Genomic DNA, 21,857 nt, shown 5'->3' with positions numbered 1-21,857 from the left:
CGGAGTGACGCAACTCACCACCGTCACGCCGGCTCGGCCAGCGCCTGCCGGATCTTCTCGATCGCCGCCGCCTCGGCCGGCTCGATCCCCCGGTGCGCCTGGGCCACCCGCTCCGCCGCGGCCAGCACCACCGACCGGTACGTCTCGACGTCGCCCGGCGACTTGGCGCGCAGGATCTCCACCGACCGGCCCAGCGCGGGCAGCACCACCGACTCGACCTCCAGGACCGAGTCCCGGGGGAGCTGCGGCAGCGGCCCGGTGGTCAGCGCCTCCTTGACCACGCCCCCCACCTCGGCGAGCGCGCCGGAGGCGGCGAAGCTCTCCCGCACCATGGCCAGCACCCCGGGTACGGCGTTGGAGACCAGGAAGACGGCACCGAACGCACCGGTCTTCAGGGTGAGCCGCTCGTCCGCCGTCAACCGTTCCATGATCACGGAGTGTAGACGTACGGCGTGGAGGTGGTGACCGCAACGAGCCCGAGCCGCTCCAGGATGGGGCGGCTGTCCGGCGAGCAGTCCACCTGGAGCAGCGTCTTGCCGCGCTGCTGCGCCAGCCGCGCCCGGTGGGCCACGAGCGCCCGGTAGACGCCCTTCCTGCGCCACTGCGGCAGCGTCGAGCCGCCCCAGAGGCTGGCGAAGCCGGTGCCCCGCTGGTAACGGATCCAGCCGGCGCTGATCACGGTCTCGCCCGCCTCCGCCACCACGATCGTGATCGACTGCGGATCGGCCTCGATCTCCCGGACCAGCCCGTACACCAGGTGGCTGCGGTCGGAGTGCCAGACCTCCTCCTCCATCGCGGCGATCCGCTCCAGGTCCGCCCGGCTGGTGACCTCGCGCAGGCGTACCCCCTCGGGGAGCACCGGGACGGCGGCGGCGAGCGGCGCGACCGGGCCGACCACGACCGTCTCCTGGTCCTCCGGCACGAATCCGGCGGCGCGCAGCCGGTCACCCAGGTCGGCCGGCTCGTCGTGACCGGCGAGCTTCCACTCGACCGACTCGCCCCGGTCCCGGAAGACCTCGACCTGCCGGGCGATGAGCGCGTCCAGCTCGGCGCCGGCCAGACCGTCGAGCGTCCGGTACGTCAGGAAGCCTCGGTGGTCGAGCCCGAGCACGCGGAACAGCGGGCCGTCGCGCTCGACCGTCACCCCGGCCGGCAGCGGGTCCGGCAGCTCCGGTCGGATCTGGCTGTCGTAGGCGTCGCGCAGCTCGCGCGCGTCAAGATCGGTCATCCCCCCAGGCTAGGCGCGGGGCAAAGCGGATAATCGGCAGCGTGTGGGAGTCGATCAAGAGCTGGTTCGACCCGCGTGAGCTGCGTTCGGTCGGCACCCCGCCGGACTACCGCTTCTCGCTGGCGAACGAACGGACGTTCCTGGCCTGGCTGCGAACAGGTCTCGCGCTGGTGGCGGGCGGGCTGGCCGCCGCGCAGTTCCTGCCGCCGCTGCGCCTGGCCCACCTGCGCGAGACGCTCGCGGTCGCGCTGCTGCTGCTCGGCGCCACCGTCTCGATCCGGGCGGTCGACCACTGGGCGCGCACCGAACGCGCCATGCGGCTGAACGAGGAGTTGCCCGCGTCCCGCTTCCCGGCCGTCCTCGCGCTCGTCGTCGCGGTCGGCGCGCTGCTGCTGGTGGCCGCCGTGCTGGTGGGCGGCGCTCGGTGACCCGTGACCCCGGCCTGCAACCCGAGCGCACCCGGCTGGCGTGGCGGCGGACGCTGCTCACGCTCACCGCGGTGCTGCTGCTCCAGCTCCGGCCGGCGTTCGGCGGCCGGGCCGCGGACGCGGCGCCGGCCGGGCTCGCGGTGGTGGTCTGGCTCGCCGTGCTCGTGGTGACGTGGCACCGGGCCACCGGCACCGGACCGCGCCGGTTCGACAGATGGTCGGTGCCGCTGACCGCGCTCGGCGCGGCCGGACTTGCGGTGCTCGGCGTGGCGCACGTGCTCGGCGGGGTGCGCTGACGAGCGGCGGTGAGCCATCATGAGTCATGGCCCGCCTCTACGTGCTGCTCTTCCTGGTCCAGATCGTCCTCGCCGTGTGCGCGCTGATCAGCTGCCTCTCCGCCGACGAGGAGAAGGTCAAGGCGCTGCCCCGGATGATCTGGGTGCTGATCATTCTCTTCTTCCCGCTGGTCGGCTCGATCGCCTGGTTCCTGGTGGGCCGCGAGCGCCCGGCCGGGACCGCCGGCGTCACCGGCACGGCCCGTCCCGCCGCCCCGGCCCGCCGCCCGCTCGCACCGGACGACGACCCGGAGTTCCTCGCCTCGCTGGACGAGCGGTCCCGCCGCGAGGACCAGGAACGGCTACGGCTGTGGGAGGAGGACCTGCGCCGCCGCGAGGAGGAACTGCGCGGCCGCCCGGACGACAGGGACCGCCCCGAGGTCTGACACGCGCAGCGGGCCGCCCGCCGGTCACCCGGTGGACGGCCCGCACGCGCCGTGGTCAGGCCAGGTTCGACGAACGGGGGTACGCGTCCGCGGGGTCGGTCAGCACGTTCACCAGGTACGGCACGCCCGAGTCGAACGCGCGCCCCAGCGCGGGCCCGAGGTCGGCGGCCTTCTCCACCGTCTCGCCCGCGCCGCCGAGCGCCTCGACCACCTTGTCGTAGCGCAGGCCGGGCTGGAGGTCGGCGGCCACGTCGTAGCCGTACATCGCCCGCATCGGGTGCTTCTCCAGCCCCCAGATGCCGTTGTTGCCGACCACGATCACCACCGGCAGCTTCTGCCGGACCAGCGACTCCACGTCCATCAGCGAGAAGCCGGCCGCGCCGTCGCCCATCAGCACGCAGATCTGCCGGTCCGGGTGGCTGACCCGGGCGCCCATCGCGTAGCCCATGCCGGTGCCGAGGCACCCGTACGGGCCGGGGTCGAGCCAGGTGCCGGGCTGGGCCGGCTCCAGATAGCGGCCGGCGTACGACACGAAGTCGCCGCCGTCGCCGATGGTGATGGCGTCCGGCGCGAGCGCCCTGCGCAGCTCGCCGTAGATCCGGGCCGGGCGGATCGGGTCGGTCTCGGCGGCCATCTCCTCCGCGTCGCGGGCCTTCGCCGCGTCCTCGGCGGTCCGCAGCTCGGCGATCCAGTCGGCGTGGTCGGCCCGGTCACCGGCGTGGTCGGCGAACGCGCCCAGGATCAGCCGCAGGTCACCGGCCGGCGCGGCGGCCGGCTGCACGTGCCCGGCCCGCTGGCTGGGCGCGTCCACGACGTGCACCACCTGGGCGTCGCCGAAGTCGCCGAAGGAGAGCCGGAAGTCCAGCGGGGTGCCGATCACCACGACCACGTCGGCGCCCTTGAGCGCGACCCGGCGGGCCTTGGCGAAGGCGAGCGGGTGCTCCGGCGGCAGCGCGCCCCGGCCCATCCCGTTCGTGAACACCGGCACCCGAAGCGACTCGGCGGCGGCGCGCAGCGCCTCGACGGCGTCGCCCGCGTACACGTCGGAGCCGGCGATGACGACCGGCCGCGACGCGCCGGCGATCAGGCGGGCCGCCTTCGCCACCTCGTCCGGGTCCGGCTCGATCGGCGCCGGCGGCGTGACCGCCGGCAGGTCGGCGTCACCGACCGAGAAGACCGCCTCCAGCGGGAAGTCCAGGAACACCGGGCCGCGGTGCGGGGTGAGAGCGGTGGTCAGCGCCGCCGACACCGCGCGCGGGATGTCGTCGGCGCTGAACACCGTCTCGGCGTGCTTGGTCACCGGCGCGACGAGCGGCAGGTGGTCCATCTCCTGGAGGCTGCCCGAGCCCCAGCGGAACTGCGGCGCCCGCCCACCGAGCACCAGCACCGGCGAGGCGTTGAAGAACGCGCTGGTCAGGCCGGAGACCCCGTTGGTGACGCCGGGGCCGGCGGTGAGCACGGCCAGGCCGGGGCGGCGCTGGAGCTTGGCGACCGCCTCGGCGGCGAACACCGCGGACTGCTCGTGCCGCACGTCGTAGAGGGGGAAACCCGCCCTGTGCGCGGCGTCGTAGAGCGGGAAGACGTGCCCGCCGGACAGCGTGAACATCTCCCGTACGCCGTGCGCGCGTAGTGCCGCGAGTGCCAGATCGCCCCCGTGGCCCTCGATCCGCTCCGTCATGCCATTCCCCTTCGTCGACCGACCGGGGTCACGCTACTGGCCGGTATCGCGGATGTGAACAGCTCTCGCGTCAGCGACCGGTGAAGCCCGGCTTGCGCTTCTCCACGAACGCGGCCATGCCCTCGCGCCGGTCGTCGGTGGCGAACAGCGCCGCGAAGAGCTGGCTCTCCCAGGCCAGGCCCGACGTGAGGTCCATGTCCAGACCGCCGTCGACAGCCGCCTTCGCCGCGCGCAACGCCTGCACCGGCCCGGTCAGGAACGGCTTCACGTACGCCACAGCGGCGTCGTAGACCTCGGCGGCCGGGACCACCCGGTCGGCCAGGCCGATCCGCAGCGCCTCGGCGGCGTCGACCATCCGCCCGGTCATGATCAGGTCCTTGGCGCGGGCCGGGCCGACCAGGCGGGCCAACCGCTGGGTGCCGCCGGCGCCCGGGATGATGCCCAGCTTGATCTCCGGCTGGCCGAGCTTGGCGTCCTCGGCGACGATCCGCCAGTCGCAGGCCAGCGCCAGCTCGCAGCCGCCGCCGAGCGCGTACCCGGTGATCGCGGCGACGACCGGCTTGGGGATGCGGGCGATCGCGCCGAGCGCGCTGGACAGGTCGGCAGCGCGCTCCGCCATGTCCACGTAGGACATGTCGGCCATCTCCTTGATGTCCGCACCGGCCGCGAAGACCTTCTCGCCGCCGTACACGATCACGGCGCGGACCTCGGCGTCGCCGGTGGCCGCCGACGCGGCGGCGCGCAACTCCTCCTGCACCTGGGTGTTGAGCGCGTTCATCGGCGGCCGCTCCAGCCGGATGGTGCCGATGCCGTCCTTCACTTCCAGCCTGACGAACTCGCCCACGCTGCCCTCACTTCCTCGTCGAAGTCGCGTGCCAACCTTACGACTCGCCTCGTTGGGGTAGACAGTGTGGTGTCGGCGACTCCCCAGGTCGCCGCCGGAGTCGCCGCAGCCCCGCCACCGGGAGTGAGGCCATGATCACCTACTACGACGACCGCTCCGTCCAGGTCACCTCCACAGCGGTACGGGTGGACGGGCGCAGCTACCCGCTGGCCGAACTGACCACCGTGTGGCACCGGCGGGGCGACCGCTCCTGGCGGGTGCTCGCCGGGCGCGGCGCGATCGGGGCCGCGCTCGCCGGGCCGCTGGTGGCCGCCGTGCTGGGCATCGCGCTGGCCGTGTGGCTGCAGCGCTCGGCCGCGGTCACCGTCGCCGTCGTCGGCGTCTCGGTGCTGGTCGGCCTCGCCGTCGGCCCGCTCGCGGACTTCCTCTTCGAACACCTGGACCGCTCGTACGCCCGGGGCAGCCGGGAGATGGAGATGTGGGCCGAATGGCGGGGCCGCCCGGTGCGGCTGCTGCACACCCGCGACGCGATGCGCTTCGGGCAGGTCTACCGGGCGGTGCAGCGGGCCATGGAGAGCCTGCCGGCCGCGCCGGGTCGCCCCGGGCCGGGCCGTACCGCACCCGGTCGTCCCGCGGCCGGTCGTCCCGCGACCGGTCCTGCCGCGACGGGTCAGAACGTGATCGGCTCGTCCGGCAGCAGGCCGAGCCCGCGCAACAGGCCGTAGGTGTCCTGCTCGCCCCAGAACTGCACGATCCGGCCGCCGGCCAGGCGGTACATCTTGCAGGCGCTCTGCACCGTGGTCGCACCTGTCGCGTCCCGCCGGTAGGTCTGCGCCAGCGACACCACCACCCGGTCCCCGGCCGCGAAGATCTCCCGGATCTCCTGGTCGATCACCGTCAGGCCGGGTGAGGAGACGGCGGCCTCGGGGTAGCGCCTGCCGCGTACCGCGGTGCCGGAGCCGTAGATCTCCACGTCCTCGTCGACCACCTCGGCCAGTTCGGCCAGGTCCTTCGTGACGAAGGTGCGCAGGTAGCGCCTGACCACCTCGACGTTGCGCGCCTGCTCGTCACCGCCGGTTCCGGCCCCGTTCCGGTCCGTCATGCCGTCATCCTACCGACGCTCGACCGTCCAGTGTCGACACACGCGGTTAGGCTGATTCATGGTCCTCTATTACCGGGACGACGCCGTACAGGTCACCTCGGAGGCGATCCACGCGGGCGGGCAGGTCGTCGCGCTCGCCGACGTCACGTACGTCTGGCACGCGCGCGGCGCCACCACGCTCGCCGTCCGGGGACGGGTGCTGGGCCGCGGGATGCTGGTCCTGCTGCTGTCGCTGCCACCCCTCGTCGCTGTGGTCTGCGTGCTCTCGCTGGCCTGGTCCGCGCAGGACCGGGGCGAGTGGAAACTGGCCCTGATCATCCTGGCCGCGTTCGTGGTGGCGGGGCTGGCGCTCACCCCGTTCCTGGAGGTGCCGCTCGGGTGGCTGGACCGCTCCTACGAGCGCGGCAACCGGGTGCACGAGCTGTGGGTGCAGCACCACGGCCGGGAGACGATGCTGGTCCGTACGCCCGACGCGCTGCGGTTCGGGCAGATCTACCGGGCCGTGCAACGCGCCGTGGAACAGCAGACCGACAGCAGATAGCGGCGACGGTCAGGCCAGCGGCAGCGTGGTCGCGATCGGCCAGGCGAGCACCACCGCCCCGACCGACGACGCCAGCCACCACGGCGCGGCCCGGCGGCGCAGCACTCCGGCCCAGGCCGCCTGCCAGACCACCAGCGCCGCGAACAGCGGCACCACCAGCAGCACGAACCCAGGTGCCAGGCCGAGCACCGCGGCGACGGCGAGCACCAGCACGGCGATCCCGCCGGTGGCCGCGTACCGGATGCCGTGGCCGTCCGCGAGCCGTTCGGCGCCGAGCAGGAAGACCAGGCAGCAGAACGTCACCAGGGGCAGCAGCCACCACCGGGCCCCGACCGGCACGGTCGAGGTGAGGCCGAGGTGCAGCGGCAGCGCGACGGCGAGCGCGGCGTACCCGAGGAGCCCGACAGCGACGGCAGCGGACCGGACGCCGCCCTCGGTCACCGGTGGCCGGCGGGGTTGCGCGAGGCGTGCCACGGCGGCCAGCAGCACGCCGGTGAACAGCAGGAACACTGCCACGTACCCGCCCACGGCGAGCGGCAGCCGGGCGGTCGGCAGCAGCGCGGCGAGCGCGGCGCCCAGCCCGGCCGCCGCCACCGTCGCGGCGAGCCACCGGCCCGCACCCGTACGCGGACCGCCGGTGCCCGCCCCCGCCCGGCGCGATAGCAGCGCCGCCAGCGGCACGAAGCCCAGCGCGAGCCCTGCCAGCAGCAGCCCGGCGCCGCCCGGCCGGGTCAGCGGGGCCGGCGGCGGCCCGCCGGTACGGTCCGGGAGCGCGTCGAGCACCGCGGCGTGGGTACGCGGCGCGAACAGCACCGACACGTGCTCGGTGCCCGGTGCCACCACCCGCGTGCGGGTGCCCGGTGGCGCGTCCCGCGTCGCCTCGTCGACCGCCTGGCGGAAGCCGGCGAACTCCAGCCCGCCCACCACGAGCGTCAGCCTCCCGGGCCAGCCGGCCGGCACGTCACCGCCGTCGGGCAGCGAGATCGCCACGGTCCGGTCGATCTCCGGATGCGCCACCGCGTACCGGGTGACCGCGCCGGCGCCCATCGAGTGCCCGACCAGGACGATCCGGTCCGGGTCGACGCCGGGACGCCCGCGCAGCCAGGCGACCGCCACGTCCAGGTCGTGCCGCAGCAGCGCCCGGCTGCGATCCTCGTCCCGGCCCGCACCGGGTAGCCGGGCGTGGCTGGCGCCGTGGCCGGCGAAGTCGAGCAGCACCGCGATCCCGCCCCGGCGGGCCACCGAGTCGGCGAGCGGCCGCATCAGCCGGGCCGACCCGGCGAAACCGTGCGCGATCACCACCCCGGGCCGCAGGTCGCCGCTCACGCCGTCCGCCCGGACCTCGGTCAGCGGGACTCCCGCCACGGTCGCCCGCCGGGTGCTCAGACCGGCGTCGGCGCGGGCCAGGAGCAGGGCGCCCAGGACGACGGCGAGCAGCGCGGCCACGCCGCAGGCGAGCAGTCGCCGCGACGCCGGGCCGGGGGTGGGCATGCCGGCACCCTACGCCGCGTCGGCGGCCCGGCGTGACCTTCGCCGCCCGGCTGCCGTCGGGCGGCACTGGCAGCGACGCCGCACACTGGATGTCATGGCGATCCCTCTTCCCCGGCCCGGCGCCGTGCTCGGCCTCACCCGTACCGCCCTGGACCAGGCGCTCGGCTCGGCCGCCACGGTGGCCTCGGTGCCCGCTCGCGCCTTCGCCGTCCTCGATCAGGTGGAGGCGCTGGTCCGGCGGATCGACGGGGTGGTGGACCGGATCGAGGGCACGCTCGACCGCACCGACCGGGTGCTCACCGACGCCGAGACGGCGGTCCGCGAGGTGGCGGTGATCAGCACCGCCGCCACCGCGGCGATCGACACGGCGACCGAGGTGGCCGCCGCGGCGACTGTGGTGGTCGGCGAGGCGCAGCGGGTCTCCGAGGCGGCGGCCACGGTGGTCGGCCAGGCCGACCGGGTGGCCCGGACGGCGGCCGGTGTGGTGACCGAGGCGGAGACGGTGACCGCGCGGGCGGCGGGCACGCTGGCGACCGCCGAGAAGGCGACGGGCGTCGCGACCGAGCTGCTGACCGCGTACGAGGCGACGCTGCGCCGGGCCGCGCCGATGGCAGCGCGTTTCGTGGAGCAGCTCAGCCCGGAGGAGGTGACCGCCGCGATCCGGCTGGTGGACGAGTTGCCGAAGCTCAAGGACCATCTCACCTCGGACGTGCTGCCGATCCTGGCCACGCTGGACCGGGTCGGCCCGGACCTGCACGACCTGCTGGACGTCACACGCGATCTCAAGCTCGCGGTCGCCGGCATCCCCGGGCTCGGCATGCTGCGCCGCCGCGGCGAGCGCCTCACCGACGAGGTGTAAGGAAGGGCCCCTTCTTAACGCCTCCGGTAGAGGAAGGGCCCCTTCTTAACCGCCGGGGAACAGCTCGTCGATCTCCGCGCGGTGCGGCAGAGCCACCGAGGCACCGAGCTTGCGCACGCACGCCGCACCGGCGGCCGCCGCCCAGCGGACCGCGTCGGCCAGGTCCCGCCCCTCGCCCCAGGCCACCGCGAGCGCGGCGGTGAACGCGTCCCCGGCGGCGGTCGAGTCGACCACGTCCACCGGCACCGCCGGCACGTGCGTCGGCGGGCGGTCCCTGTCGACGTACCAGGCGCCGTCGCCGCCGAGCGTGAGCACCGCCCGGGGCACCAGCTCCAGCAGCGCCGCCGGCTCGTCCCGGCCGCGACCGGTCAGCGCCTGCGCCTCCGGCTCGTTCACCACGAGCAGGTCGGTGGCCGCCAGCAGCTCGGCCGGCACCGACCGGGCCGGCGCGGCGTTGAGCACCACCCGGGTGCCCGCGGACCGGGCCGCCAGCGCCGCCTCGGTCACCGTCTCGACCGGCACCTCCAGCTGCGCGACCAGCACGTCCGCATCGCGTACGGCGGAAAGCTCGCCGGCGGTCAGCGACGTGAACGCGGCGTTCGCCCCGGGGGTGACCAGGATGGCGTTCTCCCCCGCGCCGCCGACCATCACCAGCGCGACGCCGGACGGGCCGTAGACCACCCGCAGGTGGCCGGTGTCCACGCCGGCCGCCGTCATGCGGGCCCGCAGCGTCACGCCGAACGAGTCCGAGCCGATCGCGCCCAGGAAGACACAGGACGCGCCGGCGCGTACCGCGGCGACCGCCTGGTTGGCGCCCTTGCCGCCGGGCAGCATGACGAAGTCGTCGCCCAGCACGGTCTCGCCGGGCCGGGGCAGCGCGGCGCCGATGCCGACCAGGTCCATGTTGGCACTGCCGACGACGGCGATCCGGGTCTGCGGCACTGTGTCGTCCCGTCGCTCAGGCGGCGCGGGCGGCCCAGCGGTCGCCGGACCGCGTGACCACCAGCGGAAGGCCGAACGTCTTCGACAGGTTGTCGGCGGTGAGCACGTCGGCGAGCAGGCCCTGCGCCACCACGGCACCCTCGCGCAGCAGCAGCGCGTGGGTGAAGCCCGGCGGGATCTCCTCCACGTGGTGCGTGACCAGCACCATCGCGGGCGCATCCGGGTCGTACGCCAGCTCGGCCAGCCGGGCCACCAGGTCCTCGCGCCCACCCAGGTCGAGCCCGGCGGCGGGCTCGTCGAGCAGCAGCAGCTCCGGGTCGGTCATCAGCGCGCGGGCGATCTGGACCCGCTTGCGCTCGCCCTCGGACAGCGTGCCGTACGTGCGGTCGGTGAGGTGGCCGACGCCGAGCTGGCGCAGCAGCGCGGCGGCGCGGACCTCGTCGGTGCGGTCGTAGCTCTCCCGCCAGCGGCCGACCACCGACCAGGCGGCGGTCACCACCACGTCGACGACGCGCTCCTCGGCGGGGATCCGCTCGGCGAGCGTCGCTGTGGACAGGCCGATGCGGGTACGCAGCTCGTTGACGTCGGTACGGCCGATGCGCTCGCCGAGCACGTGCGCGACGCCGCTGGTCGGGTGCAGCCGGCCGGCGGCCAGGTTGAGCAGCGTGGTCTTGCCCGCGCCGTTCGGTCCGAGCACCACCCACCGTTCGTCCAGCTCGACCCGCCAGTCGACGTCGTGCACCAGCGCCGTGCCGGAACGCTTGACGCCGACCCCGTCGAGGCTGACCACCAGATCCGCGTCCACGGTCGAGGGGGCGAGGGCGCCCGGGGCGCCGGGGATCAGGTCACCAGTCACCGCTCCATCCAATCACGCACCCGGCCCGGCGCCCCCCACGGGCGGCGCCGCCGCCATAGGGTGGGGCGCCGTGTCGTTGGTCACCGCTTCCGGAAGGACACCCATGCCCGACCGCTGCCGGGAGGCGCGCGGATGAGCGCGGTCATCGAGATCGCCGGCCTCCGCAAGACGTTCCACACGCTGCGCCAGGGGCGCCGGGTCGCCGTCGACGGCTTCGACATGCTGGTCGAGGCGGGCCAGGTGCACGGCTTCCTGGGGCCGAACGGGTCCGGGAAGACCACCACGCTGCGCGCGCTGCTGGGGCTGGTCCGGCCGGACGCCGGGCGGATGCGCGTGCTGGGTGCCGAGTCACCCGAGCACCTGCCGGACGTGGCCGGCCGGGTCGGCGCGATCGTGGAGAGCCCGCAGTTCTTCGCCAACTTCACCGCCCACCGGACGCTGCGGCTGCTGGCCCTGGCCGGGGGTGTGCCGACCGCCCGGGTGGACGAGGTGCTGGAGCAGGTCGGGCTGCGCGACCGGGGCGACGAGCGGGTCAAGGGCTACTCGCTGGGCATGAAGCAGCGGCTGGCGGTCGCGTCGGCCCTGCTGAAGAACCCGGAGCTGCTGATCCTGGACGAACCGGCGAACGGGCTGGACCCGGCCGGCATCCGGGAGATGCGCGACCTGACCCGGTCGCTGGCCGAGGCCGGGGTGACGGTGCTGCTGTCCAGCCACATCCTCGCCGAGATCCAGTTGATCTGCGACCACGTGACGATCGTGAGCCGGGGGCAGCGGGTCGCGTACGGGCCGGTGGAGGAGGTGCTGGCCGGCTTCGACCAGCACCAGTGGCGGGTCCGGGTGGCCGATCCGGAGCAGGCCGGGCAGGTGCTGGGCCGCGCCGGCCTGTCGGTGGCGGTCGCGCCGGACCACCTGGTGGTGACCGGTGTGCAGGATCCGGAGACGATCAGCCGGACGCTCGGCGAGCAGGGCATGTGGGTACGCGAGCTGGTCCCGCTGCGGCCGGACCTGGAGAGCGTCTTCCTGGAGCTGACCGGCGGCAACGAGCACGTGGCGGTGCCGCGGCAGGTCGACGGCGCGCCGCCGAACGACGGTGTGATCGACCTCGACGTCCGGGAGAGCCGGGAGGTGGACGCGTGAACCTGGTCCGTGCCGAGCTGGAGCGGCTGGCCGCCCGGCGCTTCGTGCAGCTCATGGTGGTGCTGCTGGCTGCCGCCTTCGCGGTGACCGTGGTGACCACGCTCGCCGGTTCGCACCGGCCCGGCCCGGCGGAGCTGAGCCGGGCGCAGGCGCAGGCGGCGGAGAGCGTGCGCCAGATGGAGATGACGTACGACCGCTGCCTGCGGATCCGCGAGGGCACGATCCCGCCGGGCGAGAACGACTACCTGCCGCGCGACTGCGCCCAGATCGACCCGGCCCAGATCGAGGAGTTGCCGACCACGGCCGACTACCTCAGCGGTGTGTTCGTCTTCGCCAAGGAGGCCGAGCCGCTGCTCTACTTCCTGATCGCGTTCCTGACGCTGTTCGGGTTCCTGGTCGGCGCCTCCTACATCGGGGCCGACCTGAACTCGGGCGGGGTGGTCAACCTGCTGCTGTGGCGGCCCCGGCGGCCGACGGTGCTCGCCACGAAGCTCGGCACGCTGCTGGGCGGGCTGCTCGGCCTGTCGGTGCTGGCGTCGGCGGCGTACCTGGGGTCCTTCTGGTTGATCGGCCAGGCGTCCGGACTGGTCGGGCGGACCGGCGGCGACTTCTGGCCGTCGCTCGCAGCGATCTGGGTACGCGGGCTGATGCTGGTGCTGCTCGCCGCGGCGCTCGGGTTCGCCGTCGCCACGCTGGGCCGGCACACGTCGGCGGCGCTCGGCACCGTGGCCGCGTACGTGGTGGTGTGGGAGCTGGGGGCGCGGCTGGTGTTCCAGATCCTGGAGGTCGGCCGGCCGGACCGGTACATGCTGTCCAGCTATCTGGCGGCCTGGCTGTCCGGTGAGGTGCGGCTCTGGGACAACAACGCCTGCGGCCCCGGGATCTCCGGCTACTGCGACGGCTCCTACACGCTCACCTGGACGTCGGGGCTGGTGGTGCTGCTCGGGCTCACCGGCGCGCTGGTGGCCGCCGCGTTCACGGTGTTCCGCCGCCGCGACCTGATCTGACCGGAGCCGCACCTCGGCAACTCCTTGCGAACCCTGACGCCATGATGAAGGATTCCTTCACATGGCGCCAGGGTGCACGACGCGGTCAGCCGACCGTCGAGCCGAACACCTCGTCGCGTACGGCGTCCAGCGCGGTACGCAGCGCGCCCCGCAGGATCGGCTCCTCGGTCAGCCCGGTGGTCACCACCCGGGGCCGGACCAGCGTGATCGCGGCGACCTCGTGCTGCACGCGCTCGGCCAGCGCCGCCCCGCCCGCCTGCCCGACCGCCCCGGCGAGCACCACGAGCGGCGGGTCCAGCACCACGCAGGTGCTCGCCACACCGAGCGCCAGCCGCCGGGCCAGCTCGTCGAGCATCGGACCACCGGCGGTGCCGGCGGCGATGGCCGCGCGTACCACCTCGGCGGCCCGGGCCGCCGCGACGCCCTGCTCCGCCGCCTCCGGGCTGGCGAAACCGTGCTCGGCGGCCACAGCGCGTACCGCGTCGGCGCCGACGAGCTGCTGGAACGCCGGCTTGGCCCGCTTGGACACGTCGCGCGGGATGGGTGCGCCGGGCACCGGCAGGTAGCCGATCTCGCCGGCCGCGCCGCTGCTGCCGTGGTGCAGCCGGCCGCCCAGCATGATGGCCAGGCCGACGCCCGCGTCCACCCAGACCAGCACGAAGTCGGCGGTGCCACGGGCCGCGCCGGACTGCGCCTCGGCCACCGCCGCGAGGTTCACGTCGTTCTCGAACACGACCGGGGTGTCCAGGTCCTCGCGCAGCGCGGCGAGCAGGCCGCTGTGCCAGCGCGGCAGGTTGAACGCGAACGTGATGTCGCCGGTCTGCGGGTCGACCAGGCCGGGGGTGCCGAGCACGACGCGCCGGACGGCGGACAGCTCCGCCCCGGCGCTGCTCGCCGCCTGGACCACGGCGTTGTGCACCACGCCGACCGGGTCGTCGGTGTCCTTCGTGGACTGCTCGACCCGGCCGGCCACCGTACCGGTGATGTCGGCGCAGGCCGCCACCACCCGCTCCGCGCCCACCTCGACGCCCACCACGTACGCGCTGCTCGGCCGGACGGCGTAGAGCTGCGCGTTCGGGCCCCGCCCGCCGGCCTGCTCGCCGACCCGGGCGACCAGGCCGCGCTCCTCCAGCCGCTCGACGAGCTGGGACGCGGTGACCTTGGACAGCCCGGTCAGCTCACCGATCCGGGCCCGGGTCAGCGGACCGCGTTCGAGCAGCAGCTCCAGGGCCGCACGATCGTTGAGCGCCCGCAGGAGTCGGGGGGTGCCGGGCAGCCGGGTCGCACTCATGCCAACGTCCTCAATTTTCAGTAAAGTTTTCTAACCACAAAACGCCTGCCAAGGGGTGCCCGTTAGCGTATCGGCCACCCCCATCCGCAGAGGTCGGACGACCCGGCAGGGAAAGGGGATACTCGTGGGTCTGGATCCAGGACTGCGCCGGCTCGCGCTGGGCACGCTGCTGGCCGCGTACCCGGGACCGGTCCCGCCGGACTGGGCGGTCGACCTGCTCGCCGACGGGCTCGCCGGGCACACCCTGTTCGGTACCAACATCCACGACCCGGCCCAGGTGGCGGCGTCCACGGCAGCGCTGCGCGCCGGCCGCCCCGACGTGATCGTGGCGATCGACGAGGAGGGCGGCGACGTCACCCGGCTGGCGCACGCCACCGGCAGCCCGTACCCGGGCAACGCCGCGCTCGGCGCGGTGGACGACCCCGACCTCACCCGCCAGGTGTACGCGGCGATCGGCGCGGAGCTGGCAGCGCTCGGTATCACAGTCGACCTCGCCCCCACCGTCGACGTGAACACCGCCGACGAGAACCCGGTGATCGGCACCCGCTCGTTCGGGGCGGACCCGAAGCGGGTCGCTGTCCACTCGGCCGCCGCCGTCGCCGGTCTCCAGTCGACCGGCGTGGCCGCCTGCGCCAAGCACTTCCCCGGGCACGGCGCCACCGTCGCCGACTCCCACCACGAGCTGCCCACAGTCGACGTGCCCCCGGCGGTCCTGCGGGAACGCGACCTGCCGCCGTTCGCCGCCGTCGTCGACGCGGGCGTCCGCGCGGTGATGACCGCGCACATCCGGGTGCCGGCGCTGACCGGCGACGGCCCGGCCACGTTCAGCCGCGCGGTCCTGCACGACCTGCTGCGCGTCGAGTACGGCTTCACCGGCGCGATCATCACCGACGCGCTGGAGATGAAGGGCGCCGTGCTCGCCGCCGGCGGGGTCGGTGCGGGCGCGGTGCGGGCCCTGGCCGCCGGCGCGGACCTGCTGTGCATCGGCGCCCGGGTGGACGCCGAGCTGGTCGAGTCGGTCGCCGCCGAGATCGTCGCGGCGATCACCGACGGCCGGCTGGCTCGGGAGCGGGTCGAGGAGGCCGCCGGCCGGACCGCCGCGCTCGCCGCCGCCACCGGCCCCGCCGACGCCCCGCCGCCGGCCGCCGACGGCCTCGGCTACGCCGCCGCGCTGCGGGCGGTACGCGTCGAGGGCGACCTCACCCGCGACACCGCACCGCTCGTGGTGCAGGTGCACGCCACCTCCACCATCGCCGAGGGGCGGGTGCCCTGGGGGCTCGGCCCGCACCTGGCCGCCGGGGTCGAGCAGGCCCGCGCGGTGGCGGGCGACACCGACCCGGACCAGTTGCGGCGGCTCGCCGGGGACCGGCCGGTCGTGCTGGTCGGCCGGCACCTGCACCGGCTGCCCGGCGCGCGCGAGCTGGTCGAGGCGCTGGCCGCCACGCATCAGGTGACTGTGGTCGAGATGGGCTGGCCGGGCGCGTGGCGGCCGGCGGGCGCGCGCGCGTTCGTCGCCACCCACGGCGCCAGTCACGCCAACGGCCGTGCCGCCGCCGACGCGCTCGGCCTGACCGCCTGACCCACGCGCCCCACCCGGCCCGCTGCCCTGAAGGGCGGCGGGCCGCTCTCTTGAACGCGTTCAAGTTCTGTCGTACGCTCACGGTGCCCGAGATTTGAACACGTTCAAGAGAGGCGACGGGGATGGACGTGAAGGTCTGGATGTATCTGGCCTACCTGACGGTGAGCATCGGCCTCACCATCTGGGTGGCGCGGGCGCTGTCCCGCAACGGGCTGGTGTTCCTGCAGGACGTGTTCGCCGACAGCCGGCTGGCCGAGGCGGTCAACAGCCTGCTGGTGGTCGGCTTCTACCTGCTCAACCTCGGCTACGTCACGGTGGCGATGAAGGAGTCCGGTCCGGTCGGCGACGCCAGCCAGGCGCTGGAGCAGCTCTCGCTGAAGGTGGGGCTGGTCCTGCTGGTGCTCGGCGCGCTGCACTTCTTCAACGTCTTCGCGCTCGGCCGCTACCGCCGCGGCCGCCTGCGGCAGCAGGCCACCCACCCGCCGCTGCCGCCGGTCGGAATGCTCCCGCCGCAGGGCGGACCGGTACCGGCGGGTCCGAACCCGCCGGCCCGGTGACGTCCGCCCCGGGCGGGCGCCGGCAGGATCCCACCGGGCACGGGGCCGGTGGGATCCGCGGGTTCACCGTCCTGTTCGACGCGGACTGCCCGATGTGCCGGGCCGCCCGGCGGTGGCTCGCCTCGCGCGCCCAGCTCGTACCGCTGGAGTTCGTGCCGGCCGGGTCCGCCGAGGCCCGGCGGCGCTTCCCCGGCCTGGACCACGACGCCGCGCTGCGCGACCTGACGGTGGTGGCCGACACCGGCGCCGTCTACCGCGGCGACGGCGCCTGGTTCGCCTGTCTCTGGGCGCTCGCCGAGCATCGCGGTACGGCCGAGCGGCTGGCCCGGCCGCACCTGCTGCCGCTGGCCCGGCGGGTGGTGGCGGCGGCCTCAGCGGTCCGCGAACGGATCCGGGAACCGGGATACGGTGACGACGATGACCGAGCAGAGTGCGCCGACGACCGCTGCGGGTGGACAGGGGTCGACGGCCCGGGGTGAGCAGACCCGTCAGCTGATCCTGGACACGGCGATGCGGCTGTTCCGCGAGCGCGGATACGCGCGGACGACGATGCGCGCGGTCGCCCAGGAGGCAGGCGTGGCGGTGGGCAACGCCTACTACTACTTCGGCTCCAAGGAGCACCTGGTCCAGGAGTTCTACGCGGGCACCCAGCGCGAGCACCGGGAGGCGGCCGCGCCGGTGCTCGCCCGGGAGCGGGACTTCGGCCCGCGACTGGCCGGGGTGCTGCACGCGGGCGTCGACGTGCTGAGCCCGTACCACGCGTTCGCGGGCGCCTTCTTCAAGACGGCGGCCGAGCCGACCTCGCCGCTCAGCCCGTTCTCCGCCGAGTCGTCGGCACCCCGGGACATGTCGATCGCGCTGTTCCGCGAGGCACTCACCGGGTCCACCGTCAAGCTCGACGACGAGCTGCGCGAGGCGCTGCCCGAGCTGCTCTGGCTCGGCTACATGGGGGTGGTGCTCTACTGGGTGCACGACCGCTCGGAGGGGCAGGTCAAGACCCGGCAGCTCATCGACGGCGTGGTACCGCTCGTGGACCGGCTGGTGGGGCTGTCCCGGCTGCGCGTGCTGCGGCCGGTCACCCGTCAGGCGCTCGCACTGATCCACACGCTGCGTCACTGACTTCGCCGCCGCACCTGCCAGCGATTGCGCAGGTGAGAGTCCGTAACCGGACAGTGGCACACCCCTTGTTGACCACCGGCACTAACACATAGCGTTACCGATGTCGGGGCCTGGGGGAGAGCAGCGGACCGTGGATCCGGCCCGGGATCCACGGTCCGCGCCAGGCCGGGGATCCGGGCCGGCTCAGCGGGGGAAGACGCCGAACGCGGTAAGGCCGCGATCCGGGAACCCGGCCGCCTCGGCCACCCGGCCGGACGCCGCGTTGCCCGGGTCGTGCAGGTAGGTGGGGATCGCCCCCTCGTCGAGCACCCGGCGGGCCGCCTGCGCGACCAGCCGCCGGGCCAGGCCGCGCCCGCGCGCCGTCGGCACCGTGCCCACCGCCAGCTCGTGGCCGTACGCGTCGTGCCGCTTGATCCCCACGCCGGCCCGGTACGCGCCGTCGGCGCCCCGGACCACGAGCACCTCCCTGTCGAACAGCCGCAGCCACGGCGGCAGCCCGGGCAGCGTGGGCGGCACCCACTCCCCCACCTCGGGCAGCGGCGCCGGGTCGGTGCACCACCGGAAGACCGAGGTGTGCGCGATGAACTCCGGCATGCCGACCGCGCCCGGCAGGTCGGGCAGCCACTCCCCGAGCGGCCGGTCCCGCACCAGCGTCCGGACCGCCTCGACCCGGTCGGCGGCCACCGAGAGGACGGTGCTGCCGCCCGCTGTCACCGCGACGGCCGGGCGCAGCCGCCCGTCCCAGGCCGGGCGGGCGCGGCGGTAGGACCGGACCACGTGCAGCCCGGGGCCCGCCGGCCACTGCCCCAACCAGGTCGCCAGATGAAGGAAGACCCGCCGGTCGAGCACGTGATCATGGTACGCCGGGACGCCGCGCCCATGCCTGCGGAATTCGCCGATCGCGGCGCGGTTGAGACGCGCGGCACGCGGGTAGAGGGTCGGCACGCCAGCGACGGGCGCCGATTCCTGGTTCCGCCACCGGCCGCAGGAACCCCGGGCGCTTCGCGGAACCGAAGGCATCGCCCCTGCGTCATATTCATTTCCATACATGGACAAGTTTCTCTGGGACGGTAGTGGTCATGCCTCACGAACCGAATGACCGATTCCAGCAGGACGCGGAGCGCGGCTGGCGGGCCGCCGCAGACGCCGGACGGTTCCCGGCGCAGCCGGCGTACCGCGAGGCCCGCGACCGGGCGCTCTCCTGGGCCGAGCTGAACGCGCAGCCGGCCGGCACCGCCGCCTGGCGTGGCCTCACGCCCCTCTGAGAGGGCGGGCGGCGACACACCGGCCGGGCGGGCGTACCGGCCTTCGCACACCTGTGCGGTAGCGTCTTGTGGTCCGATTTCCGGCCTACGACAGGAGAAGCTCCGCGCATGGGCAAGAAGACGATCCACGTCTCCGACTTCACCGGTCAGGTGCTCAGCCCCGACGACGAGGTGGTCAAGGTCGTCGTCCTGGAGCACCCGGACCTGGTCGCCGGCCCCGTGCAGCTGGACGCCACCGCGGTCGAGGTGGAGAGCATCGACGACGCGGCGCTCGACGTCGCGGTGGTGGAGATCCACGACCGGCACGGCCACGGTGAGCCGCGCCGGGTGGTGCTGACCGCCAGCGAGTTCGACGCGATGGCGACCGACGTGCCGATGGCGCAGCTGCTGCGGACCGCCGAGCGGGTCAAGCCGCCGAAGGCCCGCCGCGCCACCGAGAAGATCGACTACGGCACCATCGAGCACGCCGGGCGCCCGCACCGCGGCCGGGTCACCGAGGAGGAGGCCCGGCTGGTCCGGGAGCACCTCGACGAGGTGAACAAGCGGCTGGCCGACGCCGGGATCCGCCAGGTCGACCCCGCCGACCCGGAGCACGCCGCCCGGTACGGCTTCCCCACCGCAGACTGACACCCGGACGCCGGGCACGCGCCCCCGTGACGCGTGCCCGGCGCGGTGTCAGGCCCCTTTCCGGGTGATCTCGGCGAGCGCCGCCTCGAACGCCGACTCCAGCGCGGACTTCTCCAGGCCGAGGCCGCGCAGCACGCCGTCGTCGCCCTCCTCCTCCAGCAGGGCGAGCAGGATGTGCTCCGTACCGATGTAGTTGTGCCCCATCCGCAGCGCCTCCCGGAAGGTCAGCTCCAGGACCTTCTTGGCCCGTGCGTCGTAGGGGATCAGGTCCGGGACCGGGTCGGCCTTCGCCGGCAGCGTCGCGGTGACGACCTCCCGCAGCCGTTCCAGGGGTACGCCCCGAGCCACGATCGCCGCGGCGGCCAGCCCTTCCGGCTCGGCGAGCAGTCCGAGCGCGACGTGCCCCGGGGTGATCTCGGCGTTGCCCGCGGCCCGCGCCTCCTCCTGCGAGGCCAGCACCACGTTGCGGGCGCGCGGGGTGAACCGGCCGAACCCGGAGTTCGGGTCGAGCGCGGCGGCGGTCTCCGCCTTGGCGGCGGAACGCTTCTGGGCGGCCTGCTTCGTCACGCCCATGCTGCGGCCGATCTCCGTCCACGAGGCGCCGGAGCGGCGCGCCTGGTCGACGAAGTGCCCGATCAGGTGGTCGGCCACGTCGCCCAGGTGGTCGGCGACGAGAACGGCGCCGGCCAGCTGATCGAGCGCGTCGGTGTGCGCCTTCTTGATGCCGTCGATGAGGTCGTCGAGTCGTACCGGCTGGGTCATCTTGAGCGGTTCGGTCTCCTCCATGCGTCAACCATAGGTTGACGATCCTCGACCGTCAACCCTCGGTTGACGACACCGTCCGCATCGCATGATGATCTCGACGCGGGTACTGTCGGTCGAGGTGAGCACCCATTCGACACTGCTGTTCGTGCTCGCCGCCGTCGCGGTCGTCATCGCCGTGCGGTGGGTGGCCTCCCGGACCGGCCTGCCGGCAGCCGCGCTGCTGCCACTCATCGGCATCGCGTACGCGCTGCTCCCCGGCCCCAACGTCAGCCTCGACCCCGACCTCGTGCTCATGGTCGTGCTGCCGCCGCTGCTCTACAGCGCCGCGCTGGACTCCTCCCTGCTGGACATCCGCCGCAACCTGCGGATCGTGGTCAGCCTCTCCGTGGTGCTGGTGCTCCTCACCGGACTGCTCGTGGGCATCGGGTTCCACCTGTTCGTGGCCGGCGCGACGCTGGCGGCAGGCATCGCTGTCGGTGCCGCGATCGCGCCGCCCGACCCGGTCGCCGCCCTGGCCGTGGGCCGCCGGGTCAACCTGCCGCCGAAGATGGTCACGATCATCCAGGGCGAAGGGCTGCTGAACGACGCCACCGCGCTGACCATGCTCAGCGTCGCTGTGGCCGCCGCCGTGGGCGGCACGTTCTCGTTCCCCGCCGCGATCGGGCAGTTCGTGCTGGCAGCGGCCGGCGGCATCGCGGTGGGCGTGGTCGTCGCACGGGCGAAACGGCTGGTCCGGCCGCTCACCGCGGACCCGCTGCTGTCGAACGCGATCTCGCTCGCGACGCCGTTCGTGGCGTACCTGCTCGGCGAGGCGCTGCACGTCTCCGGCGTACTGGCAGTGGTGGTCGCCGGCCTGATCGTCGGCCACCAGACGCCGCAGTTCGGCTCCGGGGCCGCCCGCCTCCAGACCAACGCCGTGTGGCGGCTCGTCGACTTCCTCCTCGAAGGCTTCGTCTTCCTGCTGATCGGCCAGCAGCTCCCCGCCGTCATGCGGGGCCTGCGCCAGTACGAGACGTCGACAATCGTCATCGCCGTCGCCGTGTCGGTCGGCGTGGTGCTGCTTCTGCGCCCGGCCTGGCTGATCCTGACCCAGTGGCTCCCCCGGTCGCTGCACACCCGGCTCGGTGGCGTCGCCGAACAGGACGACACCGACGATCCTGATGCCGCACGCCGGCTCGGCGGCGTCGACCGCAACGCCCGCGGGCTGACCTCCCGCGAGGTGGTGGCCCTGAGCTGGTCCGGTACGCGGGGCGTGATCAGCCTGGCCGCGATCTTCACGCTGCCGCTGACCACCCGTAGCGGAGATCCCTTCCCCGATCGTGACCTGCTGCTGTTCTGCACCTTCGTGGTCGTCCTGGTGACGCTGGTCGGGCAGGGCCTGACGTTCGCGCCGCTCGTGCGCATGCTCGGCCTGCGCGCCAACGAGGCCGACCAGGCCCGGGTACGCAACGAGGCCCGCTCGGCCGCGGTGGAGGCCGCGCTGGCCCGCCTCGACCTCGTCGCCGCCGAGGAGCCGGACAGCAGGGTCGCCGTCGACACCACGCGGGCACAGTTGCAGACCCGGCTGGCCCGCTACCGGGGGCGGCTCGACCTGCTCCAGCAGAGCGGATCGTCGGAGCTGCCCACCTCACCGGAGTACGAGACGGCGCTGCGGGTCCGCAGGACCGTCCTCGAAGCGCAGCGCGAGGAGTTGCTGCGGTGGCGCGACTCCGGGCGGCTGCCGGACGAGGAACTACGCGTGCTGGAACGCGAACTCGACCACGAGGAGCTGCTGCTGCCGAAGCGGGCGCCGGGCTGACTCCGGACCCGGCGCCCGCCGA

General features: G+C 74.2%; 26 protein-coding genes. 15 read left to right on the top strand and 11 right to left on the bottom strand.

The window, feature by feature from the left end:
* Positions 1-23: 23 nt before the first annotated feature.
* Entirely contained in the window at positions 24-428 is a 405-nt protein-coding gene (locus tag ML5_RS07575) for a hypothetical protein (protein WP_013284453.1), read from the bottom strand.
* Between the two features lie 2 nt (positions 429-430).
* Positions 431-1,228, bottom strand: coding sequence for a GNAT family N-acetyltransferase (locus ML5_RS07570; protein ID WP_013474292.1), 798 nt, complete (start codon positions 1,226-1,228; stop codon positions 431-433).
* A gap of 41 nt (positions 1,229-1,269) precedes the next feature.
* Here ML5_RS07570 and ML5_RS07565 point away from each other — a divergent pair, with 41 nt between their 5' ends.
* From ML5_RS07565 to ML5_RS07555, 3 genes are read left to right on the top strand one after another with little or no spacing between them, the layout of a single operon-like run.
* Positions 1,270-1,656 (top strand): YidH family protein, encoded by a 387-nt coding sequence (locus ML5_RS07565; protein ID WP_013284451.1) that lies wholly within the window; start codon positions 1,270-1,272, stop codon positions 1,654-1,656.
* Positions 1,653-1,952 (top strand): DUF202 domain-containing protein, encoded by a 300-nt coding sequence (locus ML5_RS07560; protein ID WP_013284450.1) that lies wholly within the window; start codon positions 1,653-1,655, stop codon positions 1,950-1,952. The genes ML5_RS07565 and ML5_RS07560 overlap by 4 nt, the downstream gene beginning before the upstream one ends.
* A 26-nt stretch (positions 1,953-1,978) precedes the next feature.
* Complete coding sequence (locus ML5_RS07555; protein WP_013284449.1) at positions 1,979-2,377, top strand: PLD nuclease N-terminal domain-containing protein; 399 nt, start codon at positions 1,979-1,981, stop codon at positions 2,375-2,377.
* A 55-nt stretch (positions 2,378-2,432) separates the two neighbouring features.
* Here the strand turns inward: ML5_RS07555 and ML5_RS07550 are convergent, their stop codons facing one another.
* Together ML5_RS07550 and ML5_RS07545 are read right to left on the bottom strand one after the other, a co-directional pair.
* Positions 2,433-4,055 carry an acetolactate synthase gene (locus tag ML5_RS07550; protein WP_013474291.1) on the bottom strand — a complete coding sequence of 541 codons (1,623 nt, stop codon included), beginning with the start codon at positions 4,053-4,055 and terminating at the stop codon, positions 2,433-2,435.
* 70 nt (positions 4,056-4,125) lie between these two features.
* Positions 4,126-4,899, bottom strand: a complete 774-nt coding sequence (locus ML5_RS07545; RefSeq protein WP_013284447.1) for an enoyl-CoA hydratase/isomerase family protein — start codon at positions 4,897-4,899, stop codon at positions 4,126-4,128.
* Positions 4,900-5,030: 131 nt separating this feature from the next.
* On the opposite strand from ML5_RS07545, the gene ML5_RS07540 reads away from it, so the two are divergent.
* The gene (locus ML5_RS07540; protein WP_013474290.1) at positions 5,031-5,624 is read left to right on the top strand and encodes a DUF6232 family protein; all 594 of its coding nucleotides are present in this window, start codon (positions 5,031-5,033) and stop codon (positions 5,622-5,624) included.
* Here ML5_RS07540 and ML5_RS07535 read toward each other — a convergent pair.
* Entirely contained in the window at positions 5,570-6,001 is a 432-nt protein-coding gene (locus ML5_RS07535; RefSeq protein ID WP_013284445.1) for a nuclear transport factor 2 family protein, read from the bottom strand. The two genes, ML5_RS07540 and ML5_RS07535, sit on opposite strands and share 55 nt — an antisense overlap.
* 58 nt (positions 6,002-6,059) lie before the next feature.
* Here ML5_RS07535 and ML5_RS07530 point away from each other — a divergent pair, with 58 nt between their 5' ends.
* Positions 6,060-6,542, top strand: a complete 483-nt coding sequence (locus ML5_RS07530) for a DUF6232 family protein (RefSeq protein ID WP_013474289.1) — start codon at positions 6,060-6,062, stop codon at positions 6,540-6,542.
* A gap of 9 nt (positions 6,543-6,551) precedes the next feature.
* On the opposite strand, the gene ML5_RS07525 is transcribed toward ML5_RS07530, so the two are convergent.
* Positions 6,552-8,033 (bottom strand): alpha/beta fold hydrolase, encoded by a 1,482-nt coding sequence (locus ML5_RS07525; RefSeq protein ID WP_013474288.1) that lies wholly within the window; start codon positions 8,031-8,033, stop codon positions 6,552-6,554.
* Between the two features lie 94 nt (positions 8,034-8,127).
* Between ML5_RS07525 and ML5_RS07520 the strand changes: the two genes are divergently transcribed.
* Positions 8,128-8,892, top strand: coding sequence for a hypothetical protein (locus ML5_RS07520; RefSeq protein WP_013284442.1), 765 nt, complete (start codon positions 8,128-8,130; stop codon positions 8,890-8,892).
* 45 nt (positions 8,893-8,937) lie between these two features.
* Here ML5_RS07520 and ML5_RS07515 read toward each other — a convergent pair whose 3' ends face one another.
* Together ML5_RS07515 and ML5_RS07510 are read right to left on the bottom strand one after the other, a co-directional pair.
* Positions 8,938-9,834 carry a ribokinase gene (locus tag ML5_RS07515; protein WP_013474287.1) on the bottom strand — a complete coding sequence of 299 codons (897 nt, stop codon included), beginning with the start codon at positions 9,832-9,834 and terminating at the stop codon, positions 8,938-8,940.
* 16 nt (positions 9,835-9,850) lie between these two features.
* Complete coding sequence (locus ML5_RS07510; protein ID WP_013474286.1) at positions 9,851-10,690, bottom strand: ABC transporter ATP-binding protein; 840 nt, start codon at positions 10,688-10,690, stop codon at positions 9,851-9,853.
* A 132-nt stretch (positions 10,691-10,822) separates the two neighbouring features.
* Here ML5_RS07510 and ML5_RS07505 point away from each other — a divergent pair, with 132 nt between their 5' ends.
* Together ML5_RS07505 and ML5_RS07500 are read left to right on the top strand one after the other, a co-directional pair.
* On the top strand, positions 10,823-11,827 hold the full coding sequence (locus ML5_RS07505) for an ABC transporter ATP-binding protein (protein WP_013474285.1): 1,005 nt from the start codon (positions 10,823-10,825) through the stop codon (positions 11,825-11,827).
* Positions 11,824-12,834 carry an ABC transporter permease subunit gene (locus ML5_RS07500; protein WP_013474284.1) on the top strand — a complete coding sequence of 337 codons (1,011 nt, stop codon included), beginning with the start codon at positions 11,824-11,826 and terminating at the stop codon, positions 12,832-12,834. The genes ML5_RS07505 and ML5_RS07500 overlap by 4 nt, the downstream gene beginning before the upstream one ends.
* 85 nt (positions 12,835-12,919) lie before the next feature.
* Here the strand turns inward: ML5_RS07500 and ML5_RS07495 are convergent, their stop codons facing one another.
* Positions 12,920-14,125 carry an ROK family transcriptional regulator gene (locus ML5_RS07495; protein WP_013284437.1) on the bottom strand — a complete coding sequence of 402 codons (1,206 nt, stop codon included), beginning with the start codon at positions 14,123-14,125 and terminating at the stop codon, positions 12,920-12,922.
* Positions 14,126-14,249: 124 nt separating this feature from the next.
* On the opposite strand from ML5_RS07495, the gene ML5_RS07490 reads away from it, so the two are divergent.
* The 4 genes from ML5_RS07490 (at position 14,250) to ML5_RS07475 (ending at position 17,380) form a co-directional block, all read left to right on the top strand.
* Positions 14,250-15,704: a glycoside hydrolase family 3 protein gene (locus tag ML5_RS07490; RefSeq protein WP_013284436.1), complete on the top strand. Its 1,455-nt coding sequence runs from the start codon at positions 14,250-14,252 to the stop codon at positions 15,702-15,704.
* Between the two features lie 122 nt (positions 15,705-15,826).
* Complete coding sequence (locus ML5_RS07485; protein WP_013284435.1) at positions 15,827-16,261, top strand: hypothetical protein; 435 nt, start codon at positions 15,827-15,829, stop codon at positions 16,259-16,261.
* Complete coding sequence (locus ML5_RS07480) at positions 16,258-16,740, top strand: thiol-disulfide oxidoreductase DCC family protein (RefSeq protein WP_013284434.1); 483 nt, start codon at positions 16,258-16,260, stop codon at positions 16,738-16,740. Before ML5_RS07485 ends, ML5_RS07480 begins: the two co-directional genes overlap by 4 nt.
* A complete protein-coding gene (locus tag ML5_RS07475; protein WP_013284433.1) occupies positions 16,679-17,380 on the top strand; it encodes a TetR family transcriptional regulator in 702 nt (233 codons plus the stop codon). The genes ML5_RS07480 and ML5_RS07475 overlap by 62 nt, the downstream gene beginning before the upstream one ends.
* Before the next feature lie 183 nt (positions 17,381-17,563).
* On the opposite strand, the gene ML5_RS07470 is transcribed toward ML5_RS07475, so the two are convergent.
* Positions 17,564-18,229, bottom strand: coding sequence for a GNAT family N-acetyltransferase (locus tag ML5_RS07470; protein WP_184977210.1), 666 nt, complete (start codon positions 18,227-18,229; stop codon positions 17,564-17,566).
* Between the two features lie 230 nt (positions 18,230-18,459).
* Here ML5_RS07470 and ML5_RS07465 point away from each other — a divergent pair, with 230 nt between their 5' ends.
* Positions 18,460-18,645, top strand: a complete 186-nt coding sequence (locus tag ML5_RS07465; RefSeq protein ID WP_013284431.1) for a hypothetical protein — start codon at positions 18,460-18,462, stop codon at positions 18,643-18,645.
* Between the two features lie 108 nt (positions 18,646-18,753).
* Positions 18,754-19,272: a hypothetical protein gene (locus tag ML5_RS07460; protein WP_013474282.1), complete on the top strand. Its 519-nt coding sequence runs from the start codon at positions 18,754-18,756 to the stop codon at positions 19,270-19,272.
* A 48-nt stretch (positions 19,273-19,320) separates the two neighbouring features.
* Here ML5_RS07460 and ML5_RS07455 read toward each other — a convergent pair whose 3' ends face one another.
* Positions 19,321-20,058, bottom strand: a complete 738-nt coding sequence (locus tag ML5_RS07455; RefSeq protein WP_013284429.1) for a Clp protease N-terminal domain-containing protein — start codon at positions 20,056-20,058, stop codon at positions 19,321-19,323.
* A 64-nt stretch (positions 20,059-20,122) separates the two neighbouring features.
* Between ML5_RS07455 and ML5_RS07450 the strand changes: the two genes are divergently transcribed.
* The gene (locus tag ML5_RS07450) at positions 20,123-21,835 is read left to right on the top strand and encodes a Na+/H+ antiporter (protein ID WP_013284428.1); all 1,713 of its coding nucleotides are present in this window, start codon (positions 20,123-20,125) and stop codon (positions 21,833-21,835) included.
* Positions 21,836-21,857: the final 22 nt, after the last annotated feature.

This window comes from Micromonospora sp. L5, assembly GCF_000177655.2.
Classification (GTDB): Bacteria; Actinomycetota; Actinomycetes; order Mycobacteriales; family Micromonosporaceae; genus Micromonospora; species Micromonospora aurantiaca.
This window is presented reverse-complemented; position numbering and strand designations above follow the sequence as displayed.